The sequence below is a fragment of the Streptomyces sp. NPDC058751 genome, from assembly GCF_042746485.1.
Lineage (GTDB): Bacteria > Actinomycetota > Actinomycetes > Streptomycetales > Streptomycetaceae > Streptomyces.
This window is the reverse complement of sequence record NZ_JBHYPZ010000004.1, coordinates 51820-73710: the sequence shown is the minus strand read 5'-3', so window position 1 is coordinate 73710 and position 21891 is coordinate 51820. Positions and strand designations below refer to the sequence as shown.

The 21891-nt window shown below is 72.2% G+C and carries 19 protein-coding genes; 10 read left to right on the top strand and 9 right to left on the bottom strand.

The window, feature by feature from the left end:
- Nucleotides 1-83: 83 nt before the first annotated feature.
- The 6 genes from ACFW6B_RS05575 (at nucleotide 84) to ACFW6B_RS05550 (ending at nucleotide 7349) form a co-directional block, all read left to right on the top strand.
- Entirely contained in the window at nucleotides 84-1232 is a 1149-nt protein-coding gene (locus ACFW6B_RS05575) for a zinc-dependent metalloprotease (protein ID WP_386592316.1), read from the top strand.
- Between the two features lie 193 nt (nucleotides 1233-1425).
- Nucleotides 1426-2589, top strand: coding sequence for a tRNA lysidine(34) synthetase TilS (gene tilS / locus ACFW6B_RS05570; RefSeq protein ID WP_386592314.1), 1164 nt, complete (start codon nucleotides 1426-1428; stop codon nucleotides 2587-2589).
- A 164-nt stretch (nucleotides 2590-2753) separates the two neighbouring features.
- Nucleotides 2754-3314, top strand: a complete 561-nt coding sequence (gene hpt / locus ACFW6B_RS05565; protein ID WP_037625953.1) for a hypoxanthine phosphoribosyltransferase — start codon at nucleotides 2754-2756, stop codon at nucleotides 3312-3314.
- A 199-nt stretch (nucleotides 3315-3513) separates the two neighbouring features.
- Nucleotides 3514-5541 (top strand): ATP-dependent zinc metalloprotease FtsH, encoded by a 2028-nt coding sequence (gene ftsH, locus ACFW6B_RS05560; RefSeq protein ID WP_386592697.1) that lies wholly within the window; start codon nucleotides 3514-3516, stop codon nucleotides 5539-5541.
- A 145-nt stretch (nucleotides 5542-5686) separates the two neighbouring features.
- Nucleotides 5687-6292 carry a GTP cyclohydrolase I FolE gene (gene folE / locus ACFW6B_RS05555; protein ID WP_386592312.1) on the top strand — a complete coding sequence of 202 codons (606 nt, stop codon included), beginning with the start codon at nucleotides 5687-5689 and terminating at the stop codon, nucleotides 6290-6292.
- 199 nt (nucleotides 6293-6491) lie between these two features.
- Complete coding sequence (locus tag ACFW6B_RS05550; protein ID WP_386592310.1) at nucleotides 6492-7349, top strand: hypothetical protein; 858 nt, start codon at nucleotides 6492-6494, stop codon at nucleotides 7347-7349.
- A gap of 9 nt (nucleotides 7350-7358) precedes the next feature.
- Here ACFW6B_RS05550 and ACFW6B_RS05545 read toward each other — a convergent pair whose 3' ends face one another.
- From ACFW6B_RS05545 to ACFW6B_RS05520, 6 genes are all read right to left on the bottom strand, one after another.
- Nucleotides 7359-7844: a DUF3180 domain-containing protein gene (locus tag ACFW6B_RS05545; RefSeq protein WP_386592307.1), complete on the bottom strand. Its 486-nt coding sequence runs from the start codon at nucleotides 7842-7844 to the stop codon at nucleotides 7359-7361.
- Nucleotides 7845-7917: 73 nt separating this feature from the next.
- On the bottom strand, nucleotides 7918-8529 hold the full coding sequence (gene folK / locus ACFW6B_RS05540; RefSeq protein WP_386592305.1) for a 2-amino-4-hydroxy-6-hydroxymethyldihydropteridine diphosphokinase: 612 nt from the start codon (nucleotides 8527-8529) through the stop codon (nucleotides 7918-7920).
- Entirely contained in the window at nucleotides 8526-8885 is a 360-nt protein-coding gene (gene folB, locus ACFW6B_RS05535) for a dihydroneopterin aldolase (protein ID WP_386592303.1), read from the bottom strand. Before folB ends, folK begins: the two co-directional genes overlap by 4 nt.
- A 247-nt stretch (nucleotides 8886-9132) precedes the next feature.
- The gene (locus ACFW6B_RS05530) at nucleotides 9133-9627 is read right to left on the bottom strand and encodes a nuclear transport factor 2 family protein (RefSeq protein ID WP_386592301.1); all 495 of its coding nucleotides are present in this window, start codon (nucleotides 9625-9627) and stop codon (nucleotides 9133-9135) included.
- The gene (gene folP, locus ACFW6B_RS05525) at nucleotides 9624-10535 is read right to left on the bottom strand and encodes a dihydropteroate synthase (protein WP_386592299.1); all 912 of its coding nucleotides are present in this window, start codon (nucleotides 10533-10535) and stop codon (nucleotides 9624-9626) included. Before folP ends, ACFW6B_RS05530 begins: the two co-directional genes overlap by 4 nt.
- 130 nt (nucleotides 10536-10665) lie before the next feature.
- Nucleotides 10666-12495, bottom strand: coding sequence for a phosphatidylglycerol lysyltransferase domain-containing protein (locus ACFW6B_RS05520; protein WP_386592297.1), 1830 nt, complete (start codon nucleotides 12493-12495; stop codon nucleotides 10666-10668).
- 199 nt (nucleotides 12496-12694) lie between these two features.
- On the opposite strand from ACFW6B_RS05520, the gene ACFW6B_RS05515 reads away from it, so the two are divergent.
- Nucleotides 12695-13825, top strand: coding sequence for an alpha/beta hydrolase (locus tag ACFW6B_RS05515; RefSeq protein WP_386592295.1), 1131 nt, complete (start codon nucleotides 12695-12697; stop codon nucleotides 13823-13825).
- 296 nt (nucleotides 13826-14121) lie between these two features.
- Entirely contained in the window at nucleotides 14122-15816 is a 1695-nt protein-coding gene (locus ACFW6B_RS05510; RefSeq protein WP_386592293.1) for a hypothetical protein, read from the top strand.
- A 230-nt stretch (nucleotides 15817-16046) separates the two neighbouring features.
- Here the strand turns inward: ACFW6B_RS05510 and ACFW6B_RS05505 are convergent, their stop codons facing one another.
- Both ACFW6B_RS05505 and ACFW6B_RS05500 read right to left on the bottom strand, forming a co-directional pair.
- On the bottom strand, nucleotides 16047-17438 hold the full coding sequence (locus ACFW6B_RS05505; RefSeq protein ID WP_386592291.1) for a PH domain-containing protein: 1392 nt from the start codon (nucleotides 17436-17438) through the stop codon (nucleotides 16047-16049).
- Entirely contained in the window at nucleotides 17435-17938 is a 504-nt protein-coding gene (locus tag ACFW6B_RS05500; RefSeq protein WP_386592288.1) for a PH domain-containing protein, read from the bottom strand. Before ACFW6B_RS05500 ends, ACFW6B_RS05505 begins: the two co-directional genes overlap by 4 nt.
- A gap of 31 nt (nucleotides 17939-17969) precedes the next feature.
- On the opposite strand from ACFW6B_RS05500, the gene ACFW6B_RS05495 reads away from it, so the two are divergent.
- On the top strand, nucleotides 17970-19121 hold the full coding sequence (locus ACFW6B_RS05495; RefSeq protein WP_386592286.1) for an NADH-quinone oxidoreductase subunit D: 1152 nt from the start codon (nucleotides 17970-17972) through the stop codon (nucleotides 19119-19121).
- On the opposite strand, the gene ACFW6B_RS05490 is transcribed toward ACFW6B_RS05495, so the two are convergent.
- Nucleotides 19086-20339 (bottom strand): SAM-dependent methyltransferase, encoded by a 1254-nt coding sequence (locus ACFW6B_RS05490; RefSeq protein ID WP_386592284.1) that lies wholly within the window; start codon nucleotides 20337-20339, stop codon nucleotides 19086-19088. The two genes, ACFW6B_RS05495 and ACFW6B_RS05490, sit on opposite strands and share 36 nt — an antisense overlap.
- 326 nt (nucleotides 20340-20665) lie before the next feature.
- On the opposite strand from ACFW6B_RS05490, the gene ACFW6B_RS05485 reads away from it, so the two are divergent.
- On the top strand, nucleotides 20666-21868 hold the full coding sequence (locus ACFW6B_RS05485) for a sensor histidine kinase (RefSeq protein ID WP_386592282.1): 1203 nt from the start codon (nucleotides 20666-20668) through the stop codon (nucleotides 21866-21868).
- The last annotated feature ends 23 nt before the right edge of the window (nucleotides 21869-21891 follow it).

The window sequence follows — 21891 nt, the reverse complement described above, 5'->3', positions numbered from 1 at the left end:
AGGAGCACCACCTGTCCCCCGGCCGGAAGGCACGCGGCGTCGGACCCTCACCGCAGCCGGACCCGCTCACGTACGGTTGACGCATGACGAGCATCGGCGGTGCCGCATCTCCTGGGATGGTCGACTGGAACCTCGCGGTGGCGACCGCGACCCGGCTCGTACGGCCCGGCCCGGAGGTGAGCCGCGACGAGGCCCGGGCCATCGTCGCCGAACTGCGTCGGCACGCGAAGGCGTCGGAGGAACACGTCCGGAGCTTCACCCGCATGGGTGCGGACGTCGTCCACGACACCCCCGTCCTCGTCGTCGACCGCCCCGGCTGGGTCCGGGCGAACGTCGCCGGGTTCCGGGAGATCCTCAAGCCCCTGCTGGACAAGATGCAGGAACGGCGCGGCAGCACCCCGGGCGGAGCCGTCCTCGGAGCCGTCGGCGGCAAGGTCACCGGTGTCGAACTGGGCATGCTGCTGTCGTTCCTGGCGTCGCGGGTCCTCGGGCAGTACGAGACGTTCGCGCCCGCGACCAGGGACCTGCCCGCGGGGGCGCCGACCGCCTCGGGAAGCAGCGGCGGCAGACTCCTGCTGGTCGCCCCGAACATCGTGCACGTCGAGCGCGAACTCGACGTCCAGCCCCACGACTTCCGCCTGTGGGTGTGCCTCCACGAGGAGACCCACCGCACCCAGTTCTCGGCCGTGCCCTGGCTGCGCGACCACCTGGAGGGCGAAATCCAGTCGTTCTTGGCGGAGACCGAGGTCGACCCCATGACCGTCCTGGAGCGCATCAGGGAGGCCGCGCAGTCGCTCTCGGGCTCCCGCCCCGACAGCGAGGAGGACGACGGCGGACGTTCCCTCGTGGAAATCGTGCAGACGCCCGCCCAGCGCGAGATCCTCGGCCGGCTCACCGCCGTGATGTCCCTCCTGGAAGGGCACGCCGACTTCGTGATGGACGGCGTCGGACCCGCCGTGGTCCCCTCCGTCGCCGAGATCCGCGAGAAGTTCCAGCAGCGCCGCGCCAAGGGCGCCTCCCGCCTCGACATGGCCCTGCGCAAACTGCTCGGCCTGGACGCCAAGCTCAGGCAGTACAGGGACGGCGAGCGGTTCGTGCGGGCCGTCGTCGACGAGGTCGGCACGGACGGCTTCAACCGGGTGTGGACCTCGCCGAACACGCTCCCGACCAAGGCGGAGATCGCCAAACCGGCGGACTGGGTCGCGCGGGTGCACCGGAAGGCGGAGTCGTGAACCCGGCGGAACGGTCGTGAAACGAATCCGGCCGACGGCAGGCAAACGCTCCTGCTATCACCCGTCCGAGGGACCGTGGAGCATGGGTAGGCGTGCAATGCTCGGGGAACGCCCCGGTTCTGTCACCATCGACACACTCTGAGTGACAGATCCCCGGGCTAACCCCCCGAAAACTTCATGAAGGGAACCGGACATGGGTCCCCATCCTGCGGTCGCGGCGATACGCCTGGCGGTCCGCCGCGTACTCCACGACATCCTGGCCGAACAACCGCCCGCACACGACACCCCGCGCACGCCCGCACACGGTGCCGCGCGCCCCTGCGCGCCCGACGCGGAACGCGTCCCCGCTCCCGGAACACGGCGTGGCACCGCCGCGCCCGCGCGGGCCCCGCACGACCTGACCCGCGCGAGCTCCCCACCCCGGCCGGGCGAGGACGTCCCCCCGGGACCGCTCGTGCTCGTCGCCTGCTCAGGCGGTGCCGACTCCATGGCGCTCGCCTCCGCCCTCGCCTTCGAAGCCCCCAAACTCGGCATCCGCGCCGGTGGCATCACCGTCGACCACGGTCTGCAGCCCGGCTCCGAGCTGCGCGCCGACGAAGTCGTGCTGCGCCTCACCGAACTCGGGCTCACCCCGGCCGAGTCGATCGCCGTCACCGTCGGCCGCGACGGCGGCCCCGAGGCCGCCGCCCGTGACGCCCGGTACGCCGCCCTGGACTCCGCCGCCGAGCGCCACGGCGCCGCCGCGATCCTCCTCGGCCACACCCGCGACGACCAGGCCGAGACGGTCCTGCTCGGCCTCGCCCGCGGCTCCGGCATCCGCTCCCTGTCCGGCATGGCCGCGGTCTCGGGGGCCGACGGCCGTTACCGCCGTCCCTTCCTGCACCTGGACCGGCAGACCGCCCGCAAGGCGTGCATGGTCCAGTCGCTGCCCGTCTGGGACGACCCGCACAACGCCGATCCGGCCTACACCCGCTCCCGGCTCCGCCACGAGGGTCTGCCCGCCCTCGAGAAGGCCCTCGGCAAAGGCGTGGTCGAGGCCCTCGCCCGGACGGCGCAGCTCTCCCGGGACGACGCCGACGCCCTCGACGCGTGGGCCAGTCAGGCCGAGGCGTCCGTGCGCGACGCGGCCGGCCTCCTGGAGTGCGCCAAGCTCTACGTCCTGCCGCCCGCCGTGCGCCGCCGGATCCTGCGCCGCGCGGCCATCGAGGCGGGCGCTCCGGCGGGGTCGCTGTTCGCCCGGCACATCGAGGAGATCGACCGGCTGATCACCGGATGGCGCGGTCAGGGGGCCATCAATCTCCCGGGCAAAGTCGTCGCCCAGCGCCAGGGTGGCAGACTGGTGATTCGGCAAGGCTGAAACCGGACCCTGCGCCGGGGCCGCTCACGCGGTTCCCCGGACCCCTTCCCTCGGGTCGCGGGTGGTCCGAACGGCCGCGCGGGCGAGCCGAAGGGGACCACCGCCGGTTACATGGCGCCCTGTAGGTGACGAGCCCAAAAAAGTGGGACGGACGACCGAAAGTGATGCGGGTGGACGCGAAAGACATGGGCACCGACCTCAAGTCGGTGCTCATCACCAAGGAAGAGATCGACGCGAAGCTGGCCGAGCTGGCCGCGAAGATCGACGCGGAGTACGCGGGCAAGGACCTGCTGATCGTCGGAGTGCTCAAGGGTGCCGTGATGGTCATGGCGGACCTCGCGCGTGCGCTGTCCACCCCCGTCACCATGGACTGGATGGCCGTGTCGTCGTACGGCGCGGGCACCCAGTCCTCCGGCGTGGTGCGGATCCTCAAGGACCTGGACACCGACATCAAGGGCAAGCACGTCCTGATCGTCGAGGACATCATCGACTCCGGGCTGACCCTGTCCTGGCTGATCTCCAACCTCGGCTCCCGCGAGCCCGCCTCGCTCAAGGTGTGCACGCTGCTGCGCAAGCCGGACGCGGCCAAGGTCGCGATCGACGTCGAGTGGGTCGGCTTCGACATCCCGAACGAGTTCGTCATCGGCTACGGCCTGGACTACGCCGAGAAGTACCGCAACCTCCCGTTCGTCGGTACGCTCGCGCCTCACGTCTACGGCGGCTGAGCGCCCTCTTCCTGAGGGCGGCTCAGCCCCTGTAGGACGATCGGGAACCCCAGCGGGTTTCGCGCCGTTGGAGCATGCGTGGACGGGATTGCCAGCAGTCCCCTGCGGCTTCGGGTGACAATGCTGGGGTACCGTCCGAAGAACAGTCTTTATCAAACTCACTATGGCAGGAGGGACGGGGCGGCACCGCTCCGTATGGATGGACGTGAAGCGATACTTCCGTGGGCCGGTCATGTGGATCGTGCTGGCCGTCCTTGCCGTGGTCGTGTTGATGCAGGTCGTCGGTTCGTCCGGCGGCTACAAGACGGTGGACACCGGCCAGGTCGTCCAGGCGATCAATGACAACAAGGTCGAGTCAGCCAAGATCACCACTGGCGACGAGCAGGTCATCAAGGTCTCGCTGAAGGACGGCGAGAAGGTCGAGGACAGCTCGAAGATCCAGGCGAGCTACATCGGCGACCAGGGCGTGGCCCTGGCCAACACCCTGCAGGACAAGTACCAGAACAAGCAGATCCCGGACGGCTACACCGTCTCGCCGTCCAAGCAGAACCCCTTCGTGGGCATCCTGCTGTCCCTGCTTCCCTTCGTCCTCATCGTCGTCGTCTTCCTGTTCCTGATGAACCAGATGCAGGGCGGCGGTTCCCGGGTCATGAACTTCGGGAAGTCCAAGGCGAAGCTCATCACCAAGGACACCCCGAAGACGACGTTCGCGGACGTCGCGGGCTCGGACGAGGCCGTCGAGGAGCTCCAGGAGATCAAGGAGTTCCTCCAGGAGCCGGCGAAGTTCCAGGCCGTCGGCGCGAAGATCCCCAAGGGCGTCCTGCTGTACGGGCCTCCCGGTACGGGCAAGACGCTCCTCGCGCGCGCCGTCGCGGGCGAGGCCGGCGTCCCGTTCTACTCGATCTCCGGCTCCGACTTCGTCGAGATGTTCGTCGGTGTCGGTGCCTCCCGGGTCCGTGACCTGTTCGAGCAGGCCAAGGCGAACGCCCCGGCGATCGTCTTCGTCGACGAGATCGACGCGGTCGGCCGTCACCGCGGCGCCGGCCTCGGCGGTGGTCACGACGAGCGCGAGCAGACCCTCAACCAGCTGCTCGTCGAGATGGACGGCTTCGACGTGAAGGGCGGCGTCATCCTGATCGCCGCCACGAACCGGCCCGACATCCTCGACCCGGCCCTCCTGCGCCCCGGCCGCTTCGACCGTCAGATCGCGGTCGACCGCCCGGACATGCAGGGCCGTCTGGAGATCCTCAAGGTCCACCAGAAGGGCAAGCCGGTCGCCCCGAACGTCGACCTGTCCGCGGTGGCCCGCCGGACCCCCGGCTTCACCGGTGCCGACCTGGCGAACGTGCTGAACGAAGCCGCGCTGCTCACCGCGCGCAGCAACCAGAAGCTGATCGACAACGGCATGCTGGACGAGGCGATCGACCGTGTGGTCGCGGGCCCGCAGAAGCGGACCCGGATCATGTCGGACAAGGAGAAGAAGATCACCGCGTACCACGAGGGCGGACACGCCCTGGTCGCGGCCGCTTCCCCGAACTCCGACCCGGTCCACAAGATCACGATCCTGTCGCGCGGCCGTGCCCTCGGCTACACGATGGTCCTGCCGGACGAGGACAAGTACTCCACCACGCGCAACGAGATGCTGGACCAGCTCGCGTACATGCTGGGCGGCCGCGCGGCCGAGGAGCTCGTCTTCCACGACCCGACCACCGGTGCCGCGAACGACATCGAGAAGGCCACGGCCACCGCTCGCGCGATGGTCACGCAGTACGGCATGACCGAGCGTCTCGGCGCGATCAAGTTCGGCGGCGACAACACCGAGCCCTTCCTGGGCCGGGAGATGTCGCACCCGCGCGACTACTCGGAAGAGGTCGCCGCGCTCGTCGACGAAGAGGTCAAGAAGCTCATCGAGAACGCGCACAACGAGGCCTGGGAGATCCTGGTCGAGAACCGCGACGTCCTCGACCAGCTCGTGCTCCAGCTGCTGGAGAAGGAGACGCTGAGCAAGGAGCAGATCGCCGAGATCTTCGCTCCCATCGTCAAGCGCCCGGCCCGCCCCGCGTGGACCGGCTCCTCCCGCCGTACGCCGTCCACCCGCCCGCCGGTGCTCTCCCCCAAGGAGCTGTCGCTGACGAACGGGGCGAACGGCTCGACGGCGGCCATCGCCACGGCGACGGAGTCGGTTTCGGCCACGGAGACGGCCCCCGAGGACCGCACCGAAAGCTGAGTCCGGCTCGGCTTCCAGCGGCCTCACCAGGCCCGGAATGGATGCCGCGCCCCCCAGGTTCTAGCCTGGAGGGCGCGGCATTTTCGTGTGCCCGCACCTTTTGGACGCGTCGAGGCACGCGCAGGATCCCAGGAACGAGGACCACATGACCGACCCCGTGACGCTGGACGGCGAGGCCGCGATCGGCGAGTTCGACGAGAAGCGCGCCGAGAACGCCGTACGGGAACTCCTGATCGCGGTCGGCGAGGACCCGGACCGCGAGGGCCTGCGGGAGACGCCGGCGCGGGTCGCGCGGGCGTACAAGGAACTGCTCGCCGGGCTCAGGCAGGCTCCTGAAGAGGTGCTGACCACCACGTTCGATCTCGGCCATGACGAGATGGTTCTGGTGAAGGACATCGAAATCGTCAGTCTCTGCGAGCATCACTTGCTGCCGTTCCACGGAGTCGCTCACGTCGGGTACATCCCGGCGGAGAGCGGCAAGATCACAGGCTTGTCGAAGCTGGCCCGCCTGGTCGAGGTGTTCGCCCGTCGTCCGCAGGTGCAGGAGCGTTTGACCACGCAGGTCGCCGACTCGCTCATGCGGATTCTGGAGGCGCGCGGGGCGATCGTCGTCATCGAGGCCGAGCACATGTGCATGTCCGTGCGGGGCATCCGGAAGCCCGGCGCCAAGACCACGACGTCGGCGGTACGCGGCCAGCTTCGTGATGCCACGACCCGTCATGAGGCGATGAGCCTGATAATGGCGCGCTGACCTGAATGTCAGTGCTGCCCGATACGGTCCCTGATCAGTGAGGCGTTCGCTGAGCAGGGGGATCGGGATGGGGTACGGGCTGCCCAGCAGGCAGACGGTGAACGGCTTGAGCGGCCGCGTACGCGCGCGTGACGTTCAAGCCGGAGCCCGCCTGTGGTCACTGGACGGGGACCGCACGGTCGGGACGACAGTCACGCACGTGACGGCTGTCAAGGTCCGGAAGGTCGTCGACGTGGTCACCGATCACTCGGCTTTCACCGTGGCACCGGAACAATTGCTCCGTACACCGGACGGCTGGGCCCATGCCAGGGACGTGGAAGGCATGGTCCTTGCCTGGACCCACGCGAGGAAGCTCTGCCGGGAACGGCTGACCGTCAAGCCGGGCTACGAGTTCGGCTACCTGATGGGTGCTACGTGCTCGGACGGTACGGTCGGCACCAACTACGTGTCGCTCGTGGTCAACGACGAGGACTTCGCCGGCCGGTACGCGCAGTGCCTGACCAGCGCCACCGGCCTTGACTCAAGGTTCGAAGCCGTCACTCGCCCGTCGGGGTATCTGCGCCGCGAGGTGCCCGGGTTCCGTGTCCGTGTCGTCTCGTCCTACTTGGCCGATCTGATGCGCCAGTACGTGGGGGGCGACGCCCATCACATGCGTCAGCGTTTTCCTCGGGTGGTGCTGCGGGACCGAGTGACCTTCGAAGGCTTCCTGGACGGCTACACGGACGGCGACGGGTATCGCAGCAAGACGTGGTCCGGACGCCTGCTGGTCAGTTCCAACGGACCGTTTCTCTCCGAACTGGCCGAGGCGATCGGTGCGAGATTCACTCCATGTACCGATGGGCAGGCGTCACACCTGGTCGTGGTGGACAGGTGGCCGGACCGGGGCACGTTCAGGGCCGAGCGGCATCCGGTCCAGCTCAGGGAGTCCTCGTGGGCCCAGGTTCAGGAGGTGCGATACCGGGACGCGGGCAGCAAGCCCTACACCCTCTACGCGTTCCGGCTCGCTCCTTACGACGGGTTCCTGATCAACGGGCATCTCGCGCGGCAGAACTGGTAGAGCGTGTTCCTACGCCACCGGGGCCGTGCCGCCGTGGTGTTCGTCGTCCTCCGGGAGCTTGCAGACACGCTCCAGGAAGAAGGCGGCCGCTATCACGCCGAACCCGGCGAGGACGGAGAAGCCGGCGTAGATGGCCTGGTCGCGGCGGGCGGGGACCTCCAGGGACTCCAGGAGGAACACGCCGGTGCCGCCGTACATCCCTGCCACCAGGGCGGCCACCAGGGCGCTCGCCTGACCGAAGACGACCGCGCGGGCGGCCATCAGCGGATCGACGCCCTTGGCGCCGGGGCGGCGCTCGCGCTGGGCCTTCAGACGGGCGCGCAGCGACAGACCCGTCGCGAGGAGGACGATCGCGATCAGGGCGAGGACGATGGGGGCGGCCAGCGGGACCCGGGGCAGTGTGCCGACCGCGTTCCACAGGCGGGCGCCCGCCCAGGACAGCACTCCGGCCACCACGAACACGGCGGCCAGTGTCCTGATCCGCAGCTGTTTCACGTTGTCCCTTCGGTAGCCCGCGTGAGGCCGGGACCCGTGTCGGGCCGGCCTGTGGTCGTCTTGACCTTAACGACTACTCGGGCAGCCGGAGTTCCAGGTCGGCGCGGGCCGCGACACCGTCGAGGGTGAGGGCGTCGAGGAGGGCGGCGACGGAGCCGTGGCCGGGGAGCTGCGCCTCGGGATCCACGTCGTGCCAGGGGGCGAGGACGAAGGCCCGCTCGTGGGCGCGCGGGTGAGGGAGGGTCAGCACCGGGTCGCCGGAGACGACCTCGGCGTACGCCACGATGTCCACGTCGATGGTGCGCGGGCCCCAGCGCTCGTCCCGTACGCGGTGGAAGGCCTCCTCGACCGCGTGGGCGCGCTCCAGGAGCGAGGACGGCGGGAGGGTGGTCTTCAGGACCACGACCGCGTTGAAGTACGAGGGCTGGCTGCCCGGTTCGACACCCCACGGCTCGGTCTCGTAGACGGGGGAGACGGCTTTGACCCGGACGCCGGGGGTGTCCTCCAGGGCGTCGACGGCGCCCTGGAGGTTCTCCAGGCGGTTGCCCAGGTTCGAGCCGATGGAGATCACCGCGCGTCTGGGGTTGCTGAGCGTCGTGTCGGCGGCGTCGACCTGCTCGACCACGGAGGCGGGCACCGGCTGGACGGTCGGGTCGCTCTGACCCCCGGTGAAGGGCGCGGTCATACTCGGCTCCGGGTGATCGTGACGGTCACGTCGTCGAAGGGGACCGTGATGGGTGCGTCCGGTTTGTGGACGCAGACCTCGACCTCCTGGACCCCGTCGTGCTTGAGGCACGTCCGGGCGATGCGCTCGGCGAGCGTCTCGATGAGGTCGACCGGCTCGCCCTCGACCACGGCGACGACCTCTTCCGCCACGATGCCGTAGTGCACGGTCTTCGCCAGGTCGTCGTCGGCCGCGGCCGGCCGGGTGTCCAGGCCCAGCGTCAGGTCCACGATGAAGGTCTGGCCCTCCTCGCGTTCCTTCTCGAAGACACCGTGGTGCCCGCGGGCCTTGAGGCCGCGCAGCGCGACACGATCCACGCGAATCACTCCTGACAATCGTGGGTGAAGGCCGTCGTGCGCCGGTTGCGGTCGGCACACCGGCCTCGGACGAATCTACCCGCGGGCACTGACAACGCTCGCCGACGGGGACGGGCGCCCCGGTGAGGGCCACAAGGCTTCACCGGGTGTTTCCCCCGGGGAACGCGGCGGCTCACGGGTAGGTAGCCGCCCCTACCCCGGACCGGCGGTTCCAATCACCTTTCGGTCCCCGCGGGCCGCATCCCACTCAACCGGCGGTGTCCTCGTCCTCTTCCCCGTCGGACTCGGCCAGCACGGGGGAGGCGTGGTGGGACCAGAGTTTCCAGCCGTCGGCGGTACGGCGGAACACGTTCGTGGCGACGACGAGCTGGCCGACGAGCGGGCCGAGCCCGTCCCCGCCCTCGGGGGCGGGACCGCCGCTGAGGATGTTCTCGGTGCAGGTCACCAGGGCCGTGTCGCCGGACACGGAGACGCGCACGTCGGTGAGGAAGAACTGGATGTACTCCGTGTTCGCCATGATCAGCGCGTACGAGCGGAGCACCTCGCCGCGGCCGTTCAGGACGGGCCAGCCGGGGTGGACGCAGGACACGACGGCGCCCTCGCCCTCGAAGTCGTCGTCGGAGGTGTCCAGCGGGGCCAGCCACTGGGAGGTCAGCTCCTCGAAGTCACCCCTCTCCATCGCCTCGTAGTACGCCGTGTTGGCGAGTTCGACCTGCTCGACGTCGGTACGCGGTGTGCTCACCGGGCTCCCTCTGCGGCCGGACCGCCGTCGGTGTCGTCCGCCCCGCCGGTCCGGGCGCCCTCGACGGCGCGGGCGACCCGCACGGCGTCGGCGGTGGCCCGTACCTCGTGCACGCGGACCGCCCAGGCGCCCTGCTGGGCGGCTATCGCCGAGACGGCGGCGGTGGCGGCGTCACGCTCGCGCGCGGGCGGCGGGGCGCCCTCGGGGCCGGCCAGGACGCGGCCGAGGAAGCGCTTGCGGGAGGCGGCGACCAGCAGGGGGTGGCCGAGGGCGCGGAGGCGGTCGAGGTGGGCCAGCAGGGCCAGGTCGTGCTCGGGGTCCTTGGAGAAGCCGAGCCCGGGGTCGACGACGACGCGGTCGGGGGCGACGCCGCCCGCCAGAACGGCCTCCACGCGCGCGTGGAGCTCGTCGAGGACCTCGGTGACCACGTCCTCGTAGGCCCCCTGGATGTTCCCGTCGGCCAGGAAGCCGCGCCAGTGCATGACCACGAAGGGGGCGCCCGCGGCCGCCACGACGGGGATCATCGCGGGGTCGGCGAGGCCGCCGCTGACGTCGTTGACGAGGGCCGCGCCCGCGGCGAGCGCCTGCTCGGCGACGGAGGCGCGCATCGTGTCCACGGAGACGGTGACGCCCTCGGAGGCGAGGCCGCGGACGACGGGGACGACCCGTTTCAGCTCCTCGGCCTCGTCCACGCGCGTGGCTCCGGGGCGGGTGGACTCGCCGCCCACGTCCACGAGGTCGGCGCCCTCGGCGACCAGGCCGAGGCCGTGCTTGACCGCGGCCGTCGTGTCGAACCAGCGTCCGCCGTCGGAGAAGGAATCGGGGGTGACGTTCACGACCCCCATGACCGCGCAGCGGTCCCACGTCGGCAGTCCCGCGACTCGGCCGCGCCCGCGCTCGATGCTCATACGTCCAGCCTAGGCCCCACGGGTGATACGTCATCGCCCTTTGAAAGCCCCGTCGCCTCCGTCGGCCCCGGCGGCCGCCGCCGCGGGGGCGGGGAGCCTCCTGGGGCCGGACGCGGCGGGAGGCCCCGGGCTACGCCGCCCTGACCCCCCGTTCCGCCACCGCGTGGGCGCAGGGGCGCGGGACCGGTGCGCGGCGGCGCAGGATCCGGGGCAGGGCGAGGTTCACGAAGCCCTCGGCCTGCATGGCGGCGAAGCCGATGCGGGGGAGGTCGCGGGAGGAGGCGTAGACCACGAAGCGCGGCTCCCAGCGCGGGCGGAACTTGGCGTTGAACTTGTACAGCGACTCGATCTGGAACCAGCGCGACAGGAACACGAGCAGTCCGCGCCAGGCGCGCAGCACCGGCCCCGCGCCGATCTTCTCGCCGCGGGCGAGCGCCGCGCGGAACATCGCGAAGTTGAGGGAGACCCGGTCGACGCCGAGGCGGGGTGCCGCCTGGAGCGCCGCCACGATGAGCAGCTCGTTCATGCCGGGGTCGGCGGAGCGGTCGCGGCGCATGAGGTCGAGCGACACGCCGTCCGCGCCCCACGGGACGAAGTGCAGGACGGCCTTGAGGTCGCCGTACGGGCCGGGCGGATCGTCGGCCTTGTGGGCCGTGGCGATCAGACAGTCTCCGTCGGACGGGTCACCGATACGGCCGAGCGCCATGGAGAAGCCGCGTTCGGTGTCGGTGCCGCGCCAGTCCTCCGCCGCGCGCCGTATCCGCTCCAGCTCGCCCTCGCCGAGGTCACGGATGCGCCGTACCCGGGTCTCGTAGCCGGCGCGCTCGATGCGCTTGACCATCTGGCGCACGTTGCGCATCGCGCGCCCGGCCAGGGAGAAATCCGCGACGTCCACCACCGCCTCGTCCCCGAGCTCCAGGGCGTCGAGGCCGGTCTCGCGCGTCCACACCTCGCCGCCGGTCTCGGAGCAGCCCATGACGGCGGGTGTCCAGGAGTGCGCCCTGGCCTCGTCCATGAAGCGCTCGATCGCGCCGGGCCAGGCCTCGACGTCGCCGATGGGGTCACCGCTGGCGAGCATCACCCCGGAGACGACCCGGTAGGTGACCGCCGCCTTGCCGCTGGGCGAGAAGACGACCGCCTTGTCGCGGCGGAGCGCGAAGTGGCCGAGGGAGTCGCGGCCGCCGTGCCGTTCCAGGAGGGCGCGCAGCCGGGCCTCGTCGTCCTCGGTGAGGCGGGCGGCGGGGTGCTCGGGCCGGAAGGCGAGGTAGACGGTGGTGACGGCGGTGAGCCAGCCGAGGGCGCCGAGGGAGAAGGCGACGGTCCAGGAGGTGGGTCCCGCGTAGTCGACGGGGCCCTCGAAACCGATCAGGCCGTACAGGACGTGACTGATGCGGTCGGCCAGGCTCGGGTCGCCGATCATGCGGTCCTCGTGGACGCTGACGATGACGAGTCCGAGGACGAGGGAACCAGCGCCCATGAGAACGAAGTTGGCGAGAGCGCGCCAGCGGCTGCGCGGATCGGGCAGCGCGGCGAACTCGCCGCGGTGGCGCAGCAGCGGCGCGAGCAGCGCGGCCGAGATGACGACGCCTATCACCGAGTGGCGGTACGCGAACTGCGCGGCGGCCCCCGCGGGCAGCAGCAGGACCGCGGCGCGCCACGCCCGGCGCTTGCGGCGCCGCAGCCCGTGGGCGAGCAGCAGCAGGAGCACGCCGGCGCTGAGCGACAGCGCGGCGGCGAAGGGCCCGAACGAGCCGGGCAGCACCTCGGCCAGGGCGTGCATACGGCTGTGACGGAAGCGCGGGAAGACGCCCGCGGCGATGTCCAGGAGACCCACGAGCGTGCAGGCCCTGGCGATCAGGGCGGGGACGGCGTCCGGGCTCGGACCGCGCAGTGCGCGCCGCGCCCGGCCCGTCCGGCCCGGAACCCCACCCGACAATTCCCCATCTACCCTTACAGACATCGCATCCCGTGGTTCCGCGAGAGATCGTGAATCCGGCGCCATTCCGGCATCCGGCGACATTGCGCCCTCTAGGACGGTGTCTTGGGGAGACAGGTTCACTCCCTTCCGGAAAGCCGGTTCAAAAGGCAAGGAAAGTCCAGGGCAAGGCCTCGCCAATGGGCGGGACGGACCCGGACGGAAAGCGCAGGCGGTGCACCCCGTGGGTCTCACGAGCGACAAGATGCTGGCATTGGTGATCCTGCTCGCCGTACTGCTTTTCGTCGGCACGGTGTGGTGGTGGCCCCGGCTCGCCCGGCGTACCTGGCGGTCCGTCACCGGGCGCGTGGGGCTGCTGCTGGCCACCCAGGTGATGCTGTTCGCCTCGGTGGGGCTGTACGCCAACCAGGCGTTCGGGTTCTACGCGAGCTGGGCGGACCTCCTCGGCCGCGAGCGCGGTGAGGGCGTGGTCGTCGACCACGACGGCGCGAACGGTCCGGGAGCCGGCCCCCTCCAGGTCGTGGACACCGAGCAGGTGGCCGTCTCGGGCGGGGCGCGGCCGCGGACCGGCGGCCAGATCCAGAAGATCGAGATCGTCGGCCGTACGACCCGGATCGCCACACCGGCGTACGTGTACCTGCCGCCCGAGTACTTCCAGCCGCGGTACCGCACCCGCACGTTCCCCGCGGTCACCGTGCTGACCGGCTATCCGGGGACGGCGAGGGCGCTCATCAAGGCACTGCACTTCCCGCAGACGGCGGACCGCCTGGTCAAGAGCGGCAAGAGCCGGCCGATGATCCTGGTGATGCTGCGGCCGACCGTCGCCCCGCCCCGGGACACCGAGTGCGTGGACGTCCCCGGCGGACCGCAGACGGAGTCCTTCTTCGCCAAGGACCTCCCCGCCGCGGTCTCGGCGCATTACCGGGTGGGCGGAAAACCCCGGAACTGGGGTGTGATCGGCGACTCGACGGGCGGGTACTGCGCGCTGAAACTCGCCGTCCACCATCCGGAGGTGTACGCGGCCGGAGCCGGCCTGTCGCCGTACTACAAGGCGCCGGTCGACCGTACGACGGGTGATCTCTTCCAGGGTGACGAGACCCTGCGCGACAGCGCCGATCTGCGCTGGTACCTGAGGAACAGACCCGCGCCCGACACCTCGCTCCTCGTCACCAGCAGCAAGGTGGGCGAATCCAACTACAAGGACACGCTCGACTTCATAGAGCTGGTGAGATCCAGGAAGCCCACCAGGATCTCGTCGATCATCCTCGACAGCGGCGGCCACAACTTCAACACCTGGCGGCGGGAGATCCCGGGTGCCCTCCAGTGGCTCAGCGGACGCCTGGACGACCGCTGAGCCGGGCCGCTCCGACCCCCTCCCCGCGGGGCCTCCCGCCCGCGGACGAATTGGGTTGTCCGGCGCCGGGAAATGCCGTTCCCCGGTGGAATGGCGCACCCCGCTGATGACGATTCGGAAACTGTTCGGGGACGGCGGAATTGATCGGGAAGCCGGTGCGGTCGGGGGGCGTGACGGGCTTTGTGGGACAAGGGGTGTGCCCTGTAGACGCTCGATACAGGACAGAGCCTCCGGGGAGACTGTGTTTTTACCGGGCGGGCCACCAAGATTCGCCTACGCGCGGTAAGTTTCTGGCCATGCCACGTGGACGCCACCGCCATTCCCCGCCCTTGCACAGGGTGCTGCCTTCTTCGGCGATCGCCGGCGTGTCGCTCGTCTGCGCCATAGGACCCTGGCTGTTCACGGACGCGTTCGCGCTCCGTGTCCTGGCCGCGGGTGCCGCGGCGACGGCGGTCGTCAGCGCGGTCGTCCTGCGCCGCTGGGACACCGCGGCCGGCAAACGTGTCGCCGACCTCACGCGCGCGCGGGCGAGCGACGAGTGGCGTCACGAGGAGCGCGTCGCCGAACTGGAGACGGACCTCGAGGAGTCGCGCGAGCTGCGCGCCAAGCTGGAGCAGAAGCTGCGCGCCAAGCGCAGCGAGCTGGCCGGCCTGCGCAACGAGCACGCCGCGCTGCTGCGACGGTACGCCACGGCCGAGACGGAGCGGGCCACCGCCCTGGAGGGGCGCAGGCAGCTCGCCATAGAGACGTCGGTCCCGGCCCGCGCCCTGCCGGCCGCGCGGACGGCTCCGGACGAGATCGAGGCCCCGGACTTCTCCGGGACGCCGGACTCCACGGACGTCCCGGATTCCACGGACGTCCCGGACTCCTCCGGAGCGGTGGACGTGCCGGACGCCTCCGAGGCGCCCGGGGGACCGGACGCCTCCGAGGGGACGGCACCGTCCGAGGGCTTCGGGGGCGGGGTTTCCGCGTCCGTGAGCGGGGCCGACGCCATCGAGGCGTTCATGGCGCCCGACGACGACGCGGAGTTCCCGGACGCCGAGGACGACGCGAAGGCGAAGGCGAAGGCGGAGGCCGGGACCGACGGGTCCGCCGGGGCGTCGCTCTCCCCGCGGGCCGGAGCGGTGTCGAGCCGGATCGCGGGCGACGCCGTGAAGGCGGAGGGCACCGGGACGGCCTCGACGTCGGTGGCCCTCGCGCTGCCGGACACGGACCCCGACGCCGCCGTCGAGTCCGCCGCCCCCGGCACCGACCCGGCCTCCACGACCCGCTCCTCGACCGCCAGGTCCCTGTACGACGCGCCCGTTCCCGTGGAGTCCGCGCTGGACGCGGCCGTCGAGAGGGACGCGGCGGCGAAGAAGCGCGCGGCACTGCGGAAGGGCGCGGCCGCCACGAAGGACCTGGTCGCGACCAGGGACCGGGTGGCCGAGCCGGACGCGGCCGCGAAGGGCGAAGCCGCCACGGAGAGCGCTCCGGCCGCCGGGACGGATCCGTCCGCGGACTCCGTCACGGAGGCGGGTGGGGCGCAGGGGAAGCCCGAGGCGGCCCGCGAGCACCAGCGCGCGGCCGCCGACGCCGAGTCGTCGTCCGCCGGGCCCGAGACCTCCCGCCGGGCCGTGACGGCGCCGCCGGCGCGGGCGGCGCTTCCGCCCGCCAAGCCGGCCCAGCGCTCCGGGCAGCACTTCACCGTGCCGACCGCGGTGGCCGTCGTCCCGCAGTCCGCTCCGGTGCGGCGCCCCTCGGTCGAAGGAGGGTTCGACTTCTTCGGCACGCAGCAGGAGGAGTCCGACGACGCCGCGGTGGAGGCCGTGCAGAACGAGGACCTGGCCGACGTGGTCGGTCAGGAGGCGCTCGCCGCGCAGCGTGCCGAGACCGGGGCCGAGCCCGCGGGCGAGGCTTCGGACGGCGCCGGCCGCCAGGTCATCGACCTGACCGAGCACGACGAGACCGAGCACATCGACATGACGGGGCTGCGGAGCGCGGCTTCCTGATCCGCGGGGCCGCCGGCCGGCCCCGGACGCGACGAAGTGAGGGCAGTGGCACGGCGCCACTGCCCTCACCCGTTCTCCGTCCCGGCTCCCCCGGAGCCCCGCGTTCTCCCGGAGTCCCGCGTCCTCCCGGAGTCCCGCGCTCCCGCCGGTGAGCGCGCGTTCCCGCCGGTGAGCCGGCGCCCCGCGGACGCGCCCTCGTCCGCCACCCCGCCCTCGGGACATCCAGGCCCTCAGGACATCCAGCGGTCCGGGCGGGCCTCCCGGCGGCCGGTGCGGGACCGGTCCGCCTGGGCCTGGAGGAGGGCCGCCGCCTCCGAGGCGTCCCGCAGACGGGCCGTCACCGGCCTGCCGGCCCCGGCGTCGACGTGGACGTCGGCGAGCCCCTTGAAGCGCTCCCAGGGGCCCTGCGTCAGCCGGACGCTCTGCGCCTTGGCGTGCGGGACGAGGGAGAGGCGGCGCCGCAGCAGCCCGTGTCGCGCGGCGAACACGGCGTCGGTGACGGCGAGTCCGTACCCGCGCCACCAGAACGGCACGCACCAGCCGGCCCGCCGCGGCGGCCGCTCCAGGGACGCGGGAACGGTCACCCCGGGCAGCACGGCTGCGATCACGGCGTCGGCGGCCCCGCGCGGGGCGACGGGCACGAGGACCGAGTTCGACGACCCGGCCACGTCCAGCTCGACGCGCACCCATCTGCCGCGCCACAGCAGGGGCTCGACGATCCGTACGGTCTGCACGCGTCCGGGCGGCACCGTCTCGTGCGTACGGTCCAGGAGCCCGTGATCGATGCGCAGGCCGTCGGGCGACTCGCCCACCGTCCAGTCGTACTCGCCGACGAACCGTCCCACGCTGCTCGCGCCCGCCGCGCCGAGCAGGGGCAGCCCGGTCGCGAGGACCGTCCACACGCTGTGCGTGGTGAACCACAGCACCGCGGGCACGACGAAGGCGGCGGCCAGGGAGGCCCAGGTCGTGCCGGTGAGCAGCAGGGAGACGGCGAGGACTCCGGGCGGGACGTGCAGCAGCCGCCGGACCGGCGCCTCGCCGACATCGGGAGCGGACTCGGGCGCGAACCCGGCGGCCCGGGCGAGGAGTTCGGCACGCAGCCGCCGGGCCTCGCCCTCGCCGAGGTAGGCCAGCTCGTCCTTCTGGTCGGTCCCGACGACATCGAGCTTGAGCTTGGCGACACCCGCGACACGGGCCAGCAGCGGCTGGGTGATGTCGACGGCCTGGAGCCGTTCGAGCCGGATGTGCGCGGTACGGCGGAACAACAGGCCGGTACGGATGCGCAGTTCGGTGTCGGTCACCGCGAAGTGGGTGAACCACCAGCTCAGGAAGCCGTAGAGGGCGGCGCCCGGGACGATCACGGCGAGCCCCAGGAGCAGCGCGGTCGTCGTGAGCCGGGCCAGCTGCTCCTGCGCGTGGCCCGGGTCGTGGACGGCCCAGCCCGCGAGGACGGCGACCGGTGCCCAGGCGCGCCGGAACGGGGTCACGGGGTGCAGCCGCCGCTCGGACAGCGGTTTCCCCTCCTGCGGGCGACCGCCGTCGCCCGGTACGGCGGCCGCCCCGGGGAGGGCGCCGGACGCGCCGGACGGGGGTCCCGGGGAGTCCGGGGAGGCCGTGCTCACAGGCCCGCCGATCGTGCCTCGCCCAGTTCGGTCAGCCGGTCCCGCAGCCGCTCGGCCTCGGCCGGGTCGAGACCCGGGATGCGCGCGTCGGTGGCTGCGGCGGCCGTGTGGAGCTGCACGCCGGCGAGCCCGAAGTGACGTTCCAGCGGCCCGGAGGTCACCTCGACGAGCTGCATGCGCCCGTACGGCACCACGGTCTCCTCACGCCACAGCACCCCCCGGCTGATCAGCAGGTCGTCCGCGCGCTCCGCGTACCGCCAGGAACGCCAGTTGCGCTCCAGCACGTGCCAGCCCCACACGGTGAGGGCGAGCGGCAGCAGGGCGAAGGCCGCCCAGCCCGGGCCGGCGAACAGGGCGAGGAGCAGCCCGACGGCGACCGTCAGGAGCCCCAGCCACACCACCAGCAACAGCCGTCTCATACGCAGCAGCCCCGGAGGCAGTCCGGTCCAGACCGGCTCCCCCGGCGCGCTCTCCCCGGTCCGCGCGCTCCCCGTCTCCATGGAGCAAGCCTACGTACGAGAGACTGTGGCCATGACTCCCACGACGGAGACCGTGGTCGGCATCGGCGGCGCCGCCGAGAGCACCGACATGGTGCTCAACATCGGCCCCCAGCACCCCTCGACCCATGGCGTGCTGCGGCTGCGGCTCGTACTCGACGGCGAGCGGATCCAGCACGCGGAGCCGGTCATCGGCTACATGCACCGCGGCGCCGAGAAGCTCTTCGAGGCGCGCGACTACCGCCAGATCATCATGCTCGCCAACCGCCACGACTGGCTGTCGGCCTTCTCGAACGAGCTGGGCGTCGTCCTCGCCGTGGAGCGCATGCTCGGCATGGAGGTCCCCCCGCGCGCGGTGTGGATGCGCACCCTGCTCGCGGAGCTCAACCGGGTCCTCAACCACCTGATGTTCCTCGGCTCCTATCCCCTGGAGCTCGGCGGGATCACCCCGATCTTCTACGCCTTCACGGAGCGCGAGGAGCTCCAGCACGTCATGGAGGAGATCTCCGGCGGGCGCATGCACTACATGTTCAACCGCGTCGGCGGCCTCAAGGAGGACCTTCCGGCCGGATGGGCCACACGCGCGCGTGCCTGCGTCGCCGCCCTGCGCGCGCGGATGGGCGTGTACGACGACCTGGTGCTCGGCAACGAGATCTTCCGGGGGCGTACCCGCGGGGTGGGCGTGCTCACCCCGGAGGCCGTGCACGCGTACGGCGTGAGCGGCCCCATCGCGCGGGCCTCCGGCGTCGACTTCGACCTGCGCCGCGACGAGCCCTACCTCGCGTACGGGGAGCTCCGGGACACCCTGAGGGTCGTCACGCGCGAGGAGGGCGACTGCCTGGCCCGCTTCGAGTGCCTCCTGGAGCAGACGCACAACTCCCTGGACCTCGCGGACGCCTGTCTGGACCGGCTGGCCGAGCTGCCGCCCGGCCCGGTCAACCAGCGCCTGCCGAAGGTCCTGAAGGCGCCCGAGGGACACACGTACGCCTGGACCGAGAACCCCCTCGGCATCAACGGCTACTACCTCGTCAGCAAGGGCGAGAAGACCCCGTACCGGCTGAAGCTGCGCTCCGCCTCCTTCAACAACATCCAGGCGCTCACCGAACTGCTGCCCGGGACGCTGGTCGCCGACATGGTGGCGATCCTGGGGTCACTGTTCTTCGTGGTCGGGGACATCGACAAGTAGCGCGTCGCGCAGTACGGCGTCGGCTCCGGGGGAGCCCCCGGAGCCGGCGGGGGAGTTCCAGGGGCCGTCGGGGAAGCCGACGGGCTGGAGCAGCCAGCCGAAGTCGCCCAGCCCGCCCGGCGCGGTGAGTTCCGCCGCCTGCCCGGCGCCCGCGAGGGCGCGCACGTAGGCGGCGGGGTCCGTCGACGCCAGGGCGAGCGGGGGGCGGGCGCCGCTCACGCCCAGCGCGCGCAGTGCCGCGCGCTGGGTCACCACGCGGCCCCCCGGCAGGGCGCACGCGTCGAGCGCCACGTGCGCGGTGATGTCGCAGGAGCCGTCCGGCACCGGTGCCGTCTCGCGCCCCTCACGGAAGCCGGTGAGGGTCCCGAAGGGCGGCCGTCCGCCCGCGAAGTGCGCGTAGTCGGCGGCGACGGCGAGTCCCCGGTCGAGCGCGGCCACGGCGGAGGCCCAGGCGAGGTCCCGGGGGAGCCCGATCTCGGCCCGGGCGCCTCCGGCGGGCGCGAGGGGCGCCCCGGAAGCCGCGTCCGCCCCCGGGAGGCGGGGTGCTTCTCGCACGTCCACGGGCCCGGACCGGCCTTCCGGCGCGGGGGCGCGCAGATCTTCCGGCGCGGGGTCCGGGAGCCCTCCCGGCGCGGGCTCCGGCCGGTCTCCCGGTGCGGGCCGGCCATCGGCCGGCGGCCACCACCAGTTCCGCAGCCACCGGGCGTCCTCCCCGGTGACCGGCTCCCCGAGGCGTTCGGTCCCGTCGGCGCGGACGAGGACCCGCCGCGGCACTCCGTCCGCGCCGGTCTCGGCCACGTCCACGGGCACGTTGTCCAGCCACTCGTTGGCGAACAGCAGCCCGGTGACCCCCCGCGGCGGCTCGGAGAGCCACGAGATCCGCCGGTCGAGGCCGGCCGGCCGTTCCGCACGCTCGACGGCGTACGCGCGCACGCGGCCGGCGACGTCGGCGGGCAGGGCGGCGAGGACGCCGGTCACCAGCTCGCCGCGGCCGGCCGCCATGTCCACGAAGGCCAGCGGGTCCGGGCGGCCGAGCGCCGCGTCGAGGCGGCACAGCAGCCGGGCCACGGCGCCCGCGAACAGCGGGGAGGCGTGCACCGAGGTCCGGAAGTGCCCGGCCGGCCCCTCGGGCCGGCGGTAGAAGCCGCGGGGGCCGTACAGGGCCTCCTCCGTCGCCTCGCGCCACCCACGCCACTCACCCGCCGCCGCACCGTCCACCGGGCAAGGCTAGGGCCTGCCGTTTGGATCAGGTGGTGCCGAGGCGCGGTGCCTTGTCGGCTGGGCCGAGCGGGGCAGGGGGCGTGCAGCTGCAAGGCGGAGGAGGGAGGCGACGCGGAGCGTCGTCGACTGACGACAACGCCGCAGATGTGCGTGCCCTGCCCCGCGTCCCGCCGCATGATCCAAACGGCAGGCCCTAGGGCCTCTCAGGGGCCTTCCAAGTGCCCCGGAGGCGGGGGCATCCACCTTGGGGAGTACGAGGGGCGGTCCCGGATCGGTCCTCCGGTTGACCCGGGCACACCGTGGGCCTCCCTACTCTGGGTTACGTGCAGCGCCTCTATGACCTCCTCCGCAGGTACCCGACATGGGTCGACAGCTTCTGGGCCGTCGCCCTGCTCGGGATCTCCTGGGCGAGCATCAGCAATGCCAACGGCGCGGAGGAGCCACCGCCGGCCGCCGTGGCGCTCCCGATCGCCGTCGCGCTGAGCGCGGTCGTCGCACTGCGCCGCCGCATGCCCGAGAAGATGCTGGTCCTGGCCGTGGTCGCGGGCCTCGCACAGCTCGTCCTGGACGTCCCGTCGGCGCCCGAGGACTTCGCGATGCTGGTGATCATCTACACGGTCGCCGCGAACGGCGCCCGCTGGGCCTCCCGGCTCGCGCTGGTCGGCGGCCTGTGCGCCGGCACGCTCGCGCAGCTCCGCTGGCCCGCGACCGAGGCCAGCGGGCCCGGCGGTGTCTTCATAGCGATCTTCCAGACCGTCCCGTTCGCGCTCGCCTGGGTGCTCGGCGACTCGATCCGCACCCGCCGCGCCTACCTCGCGCAGCTGGAGGAGCGCGCCGCCCGCCTGGAGAAGGAGCGCGAGGCGCAGGCCAAGGTCGCGGTCGCCGCCGAGCGCGCCCGGATCGCGCGCGAGCTGCACGACGTCGTCGCGCACAACGTCTCGGTCATGGTGGTGCAGGCCGACGGCGCCGCGTACGTCATGGACACCGCCCCGGAGCAGGCCAGGAAGGCGCTGGAGACCATCTCGGGGACCGGCAGGCAGGCCCTCGCCGAGATGCGCCGGCTGCTCGGCGTCCTGCGCACCGGCGAGCACCAGGAGGTCGGCGAGTACGTGCCGCAGCCCGACGTCGAGCAGCTCGACGACCTCATCGAGCAGTGCCGCACCTCGGGCCTGCCCGTCGACTTCAAGGTGGAGGGCACCCCGCGCCCCCTGCCCAGCGGCGTGGAACTCACGGCGTACCGCATCGTCCAGGAGGCGCTGACCAACACCCGCAAGCACGGAGGCCCGAACGCGGGCGCCAGCGTGCGTCTGGTCTACTTCGACGACGGCCTCGGCCTGCTCGTCGAGGACGACGGCAAGGGAGCGCCCCACGAGCTGTACGAGGAGGGCGGCGCCGACGGGCAGGGCCACGGCCTGATCGGCATGCGGGAGCGCGTCGGCATGGTCGGCGGCACCCTGGACGCGGGGCCCCGGCCCGGCGGAGGTTTCCGCATCAGCGCCCTGCTGCCGCTCAAAGCGGCCCACTGACACCTGTACACACCCGGTCCGAC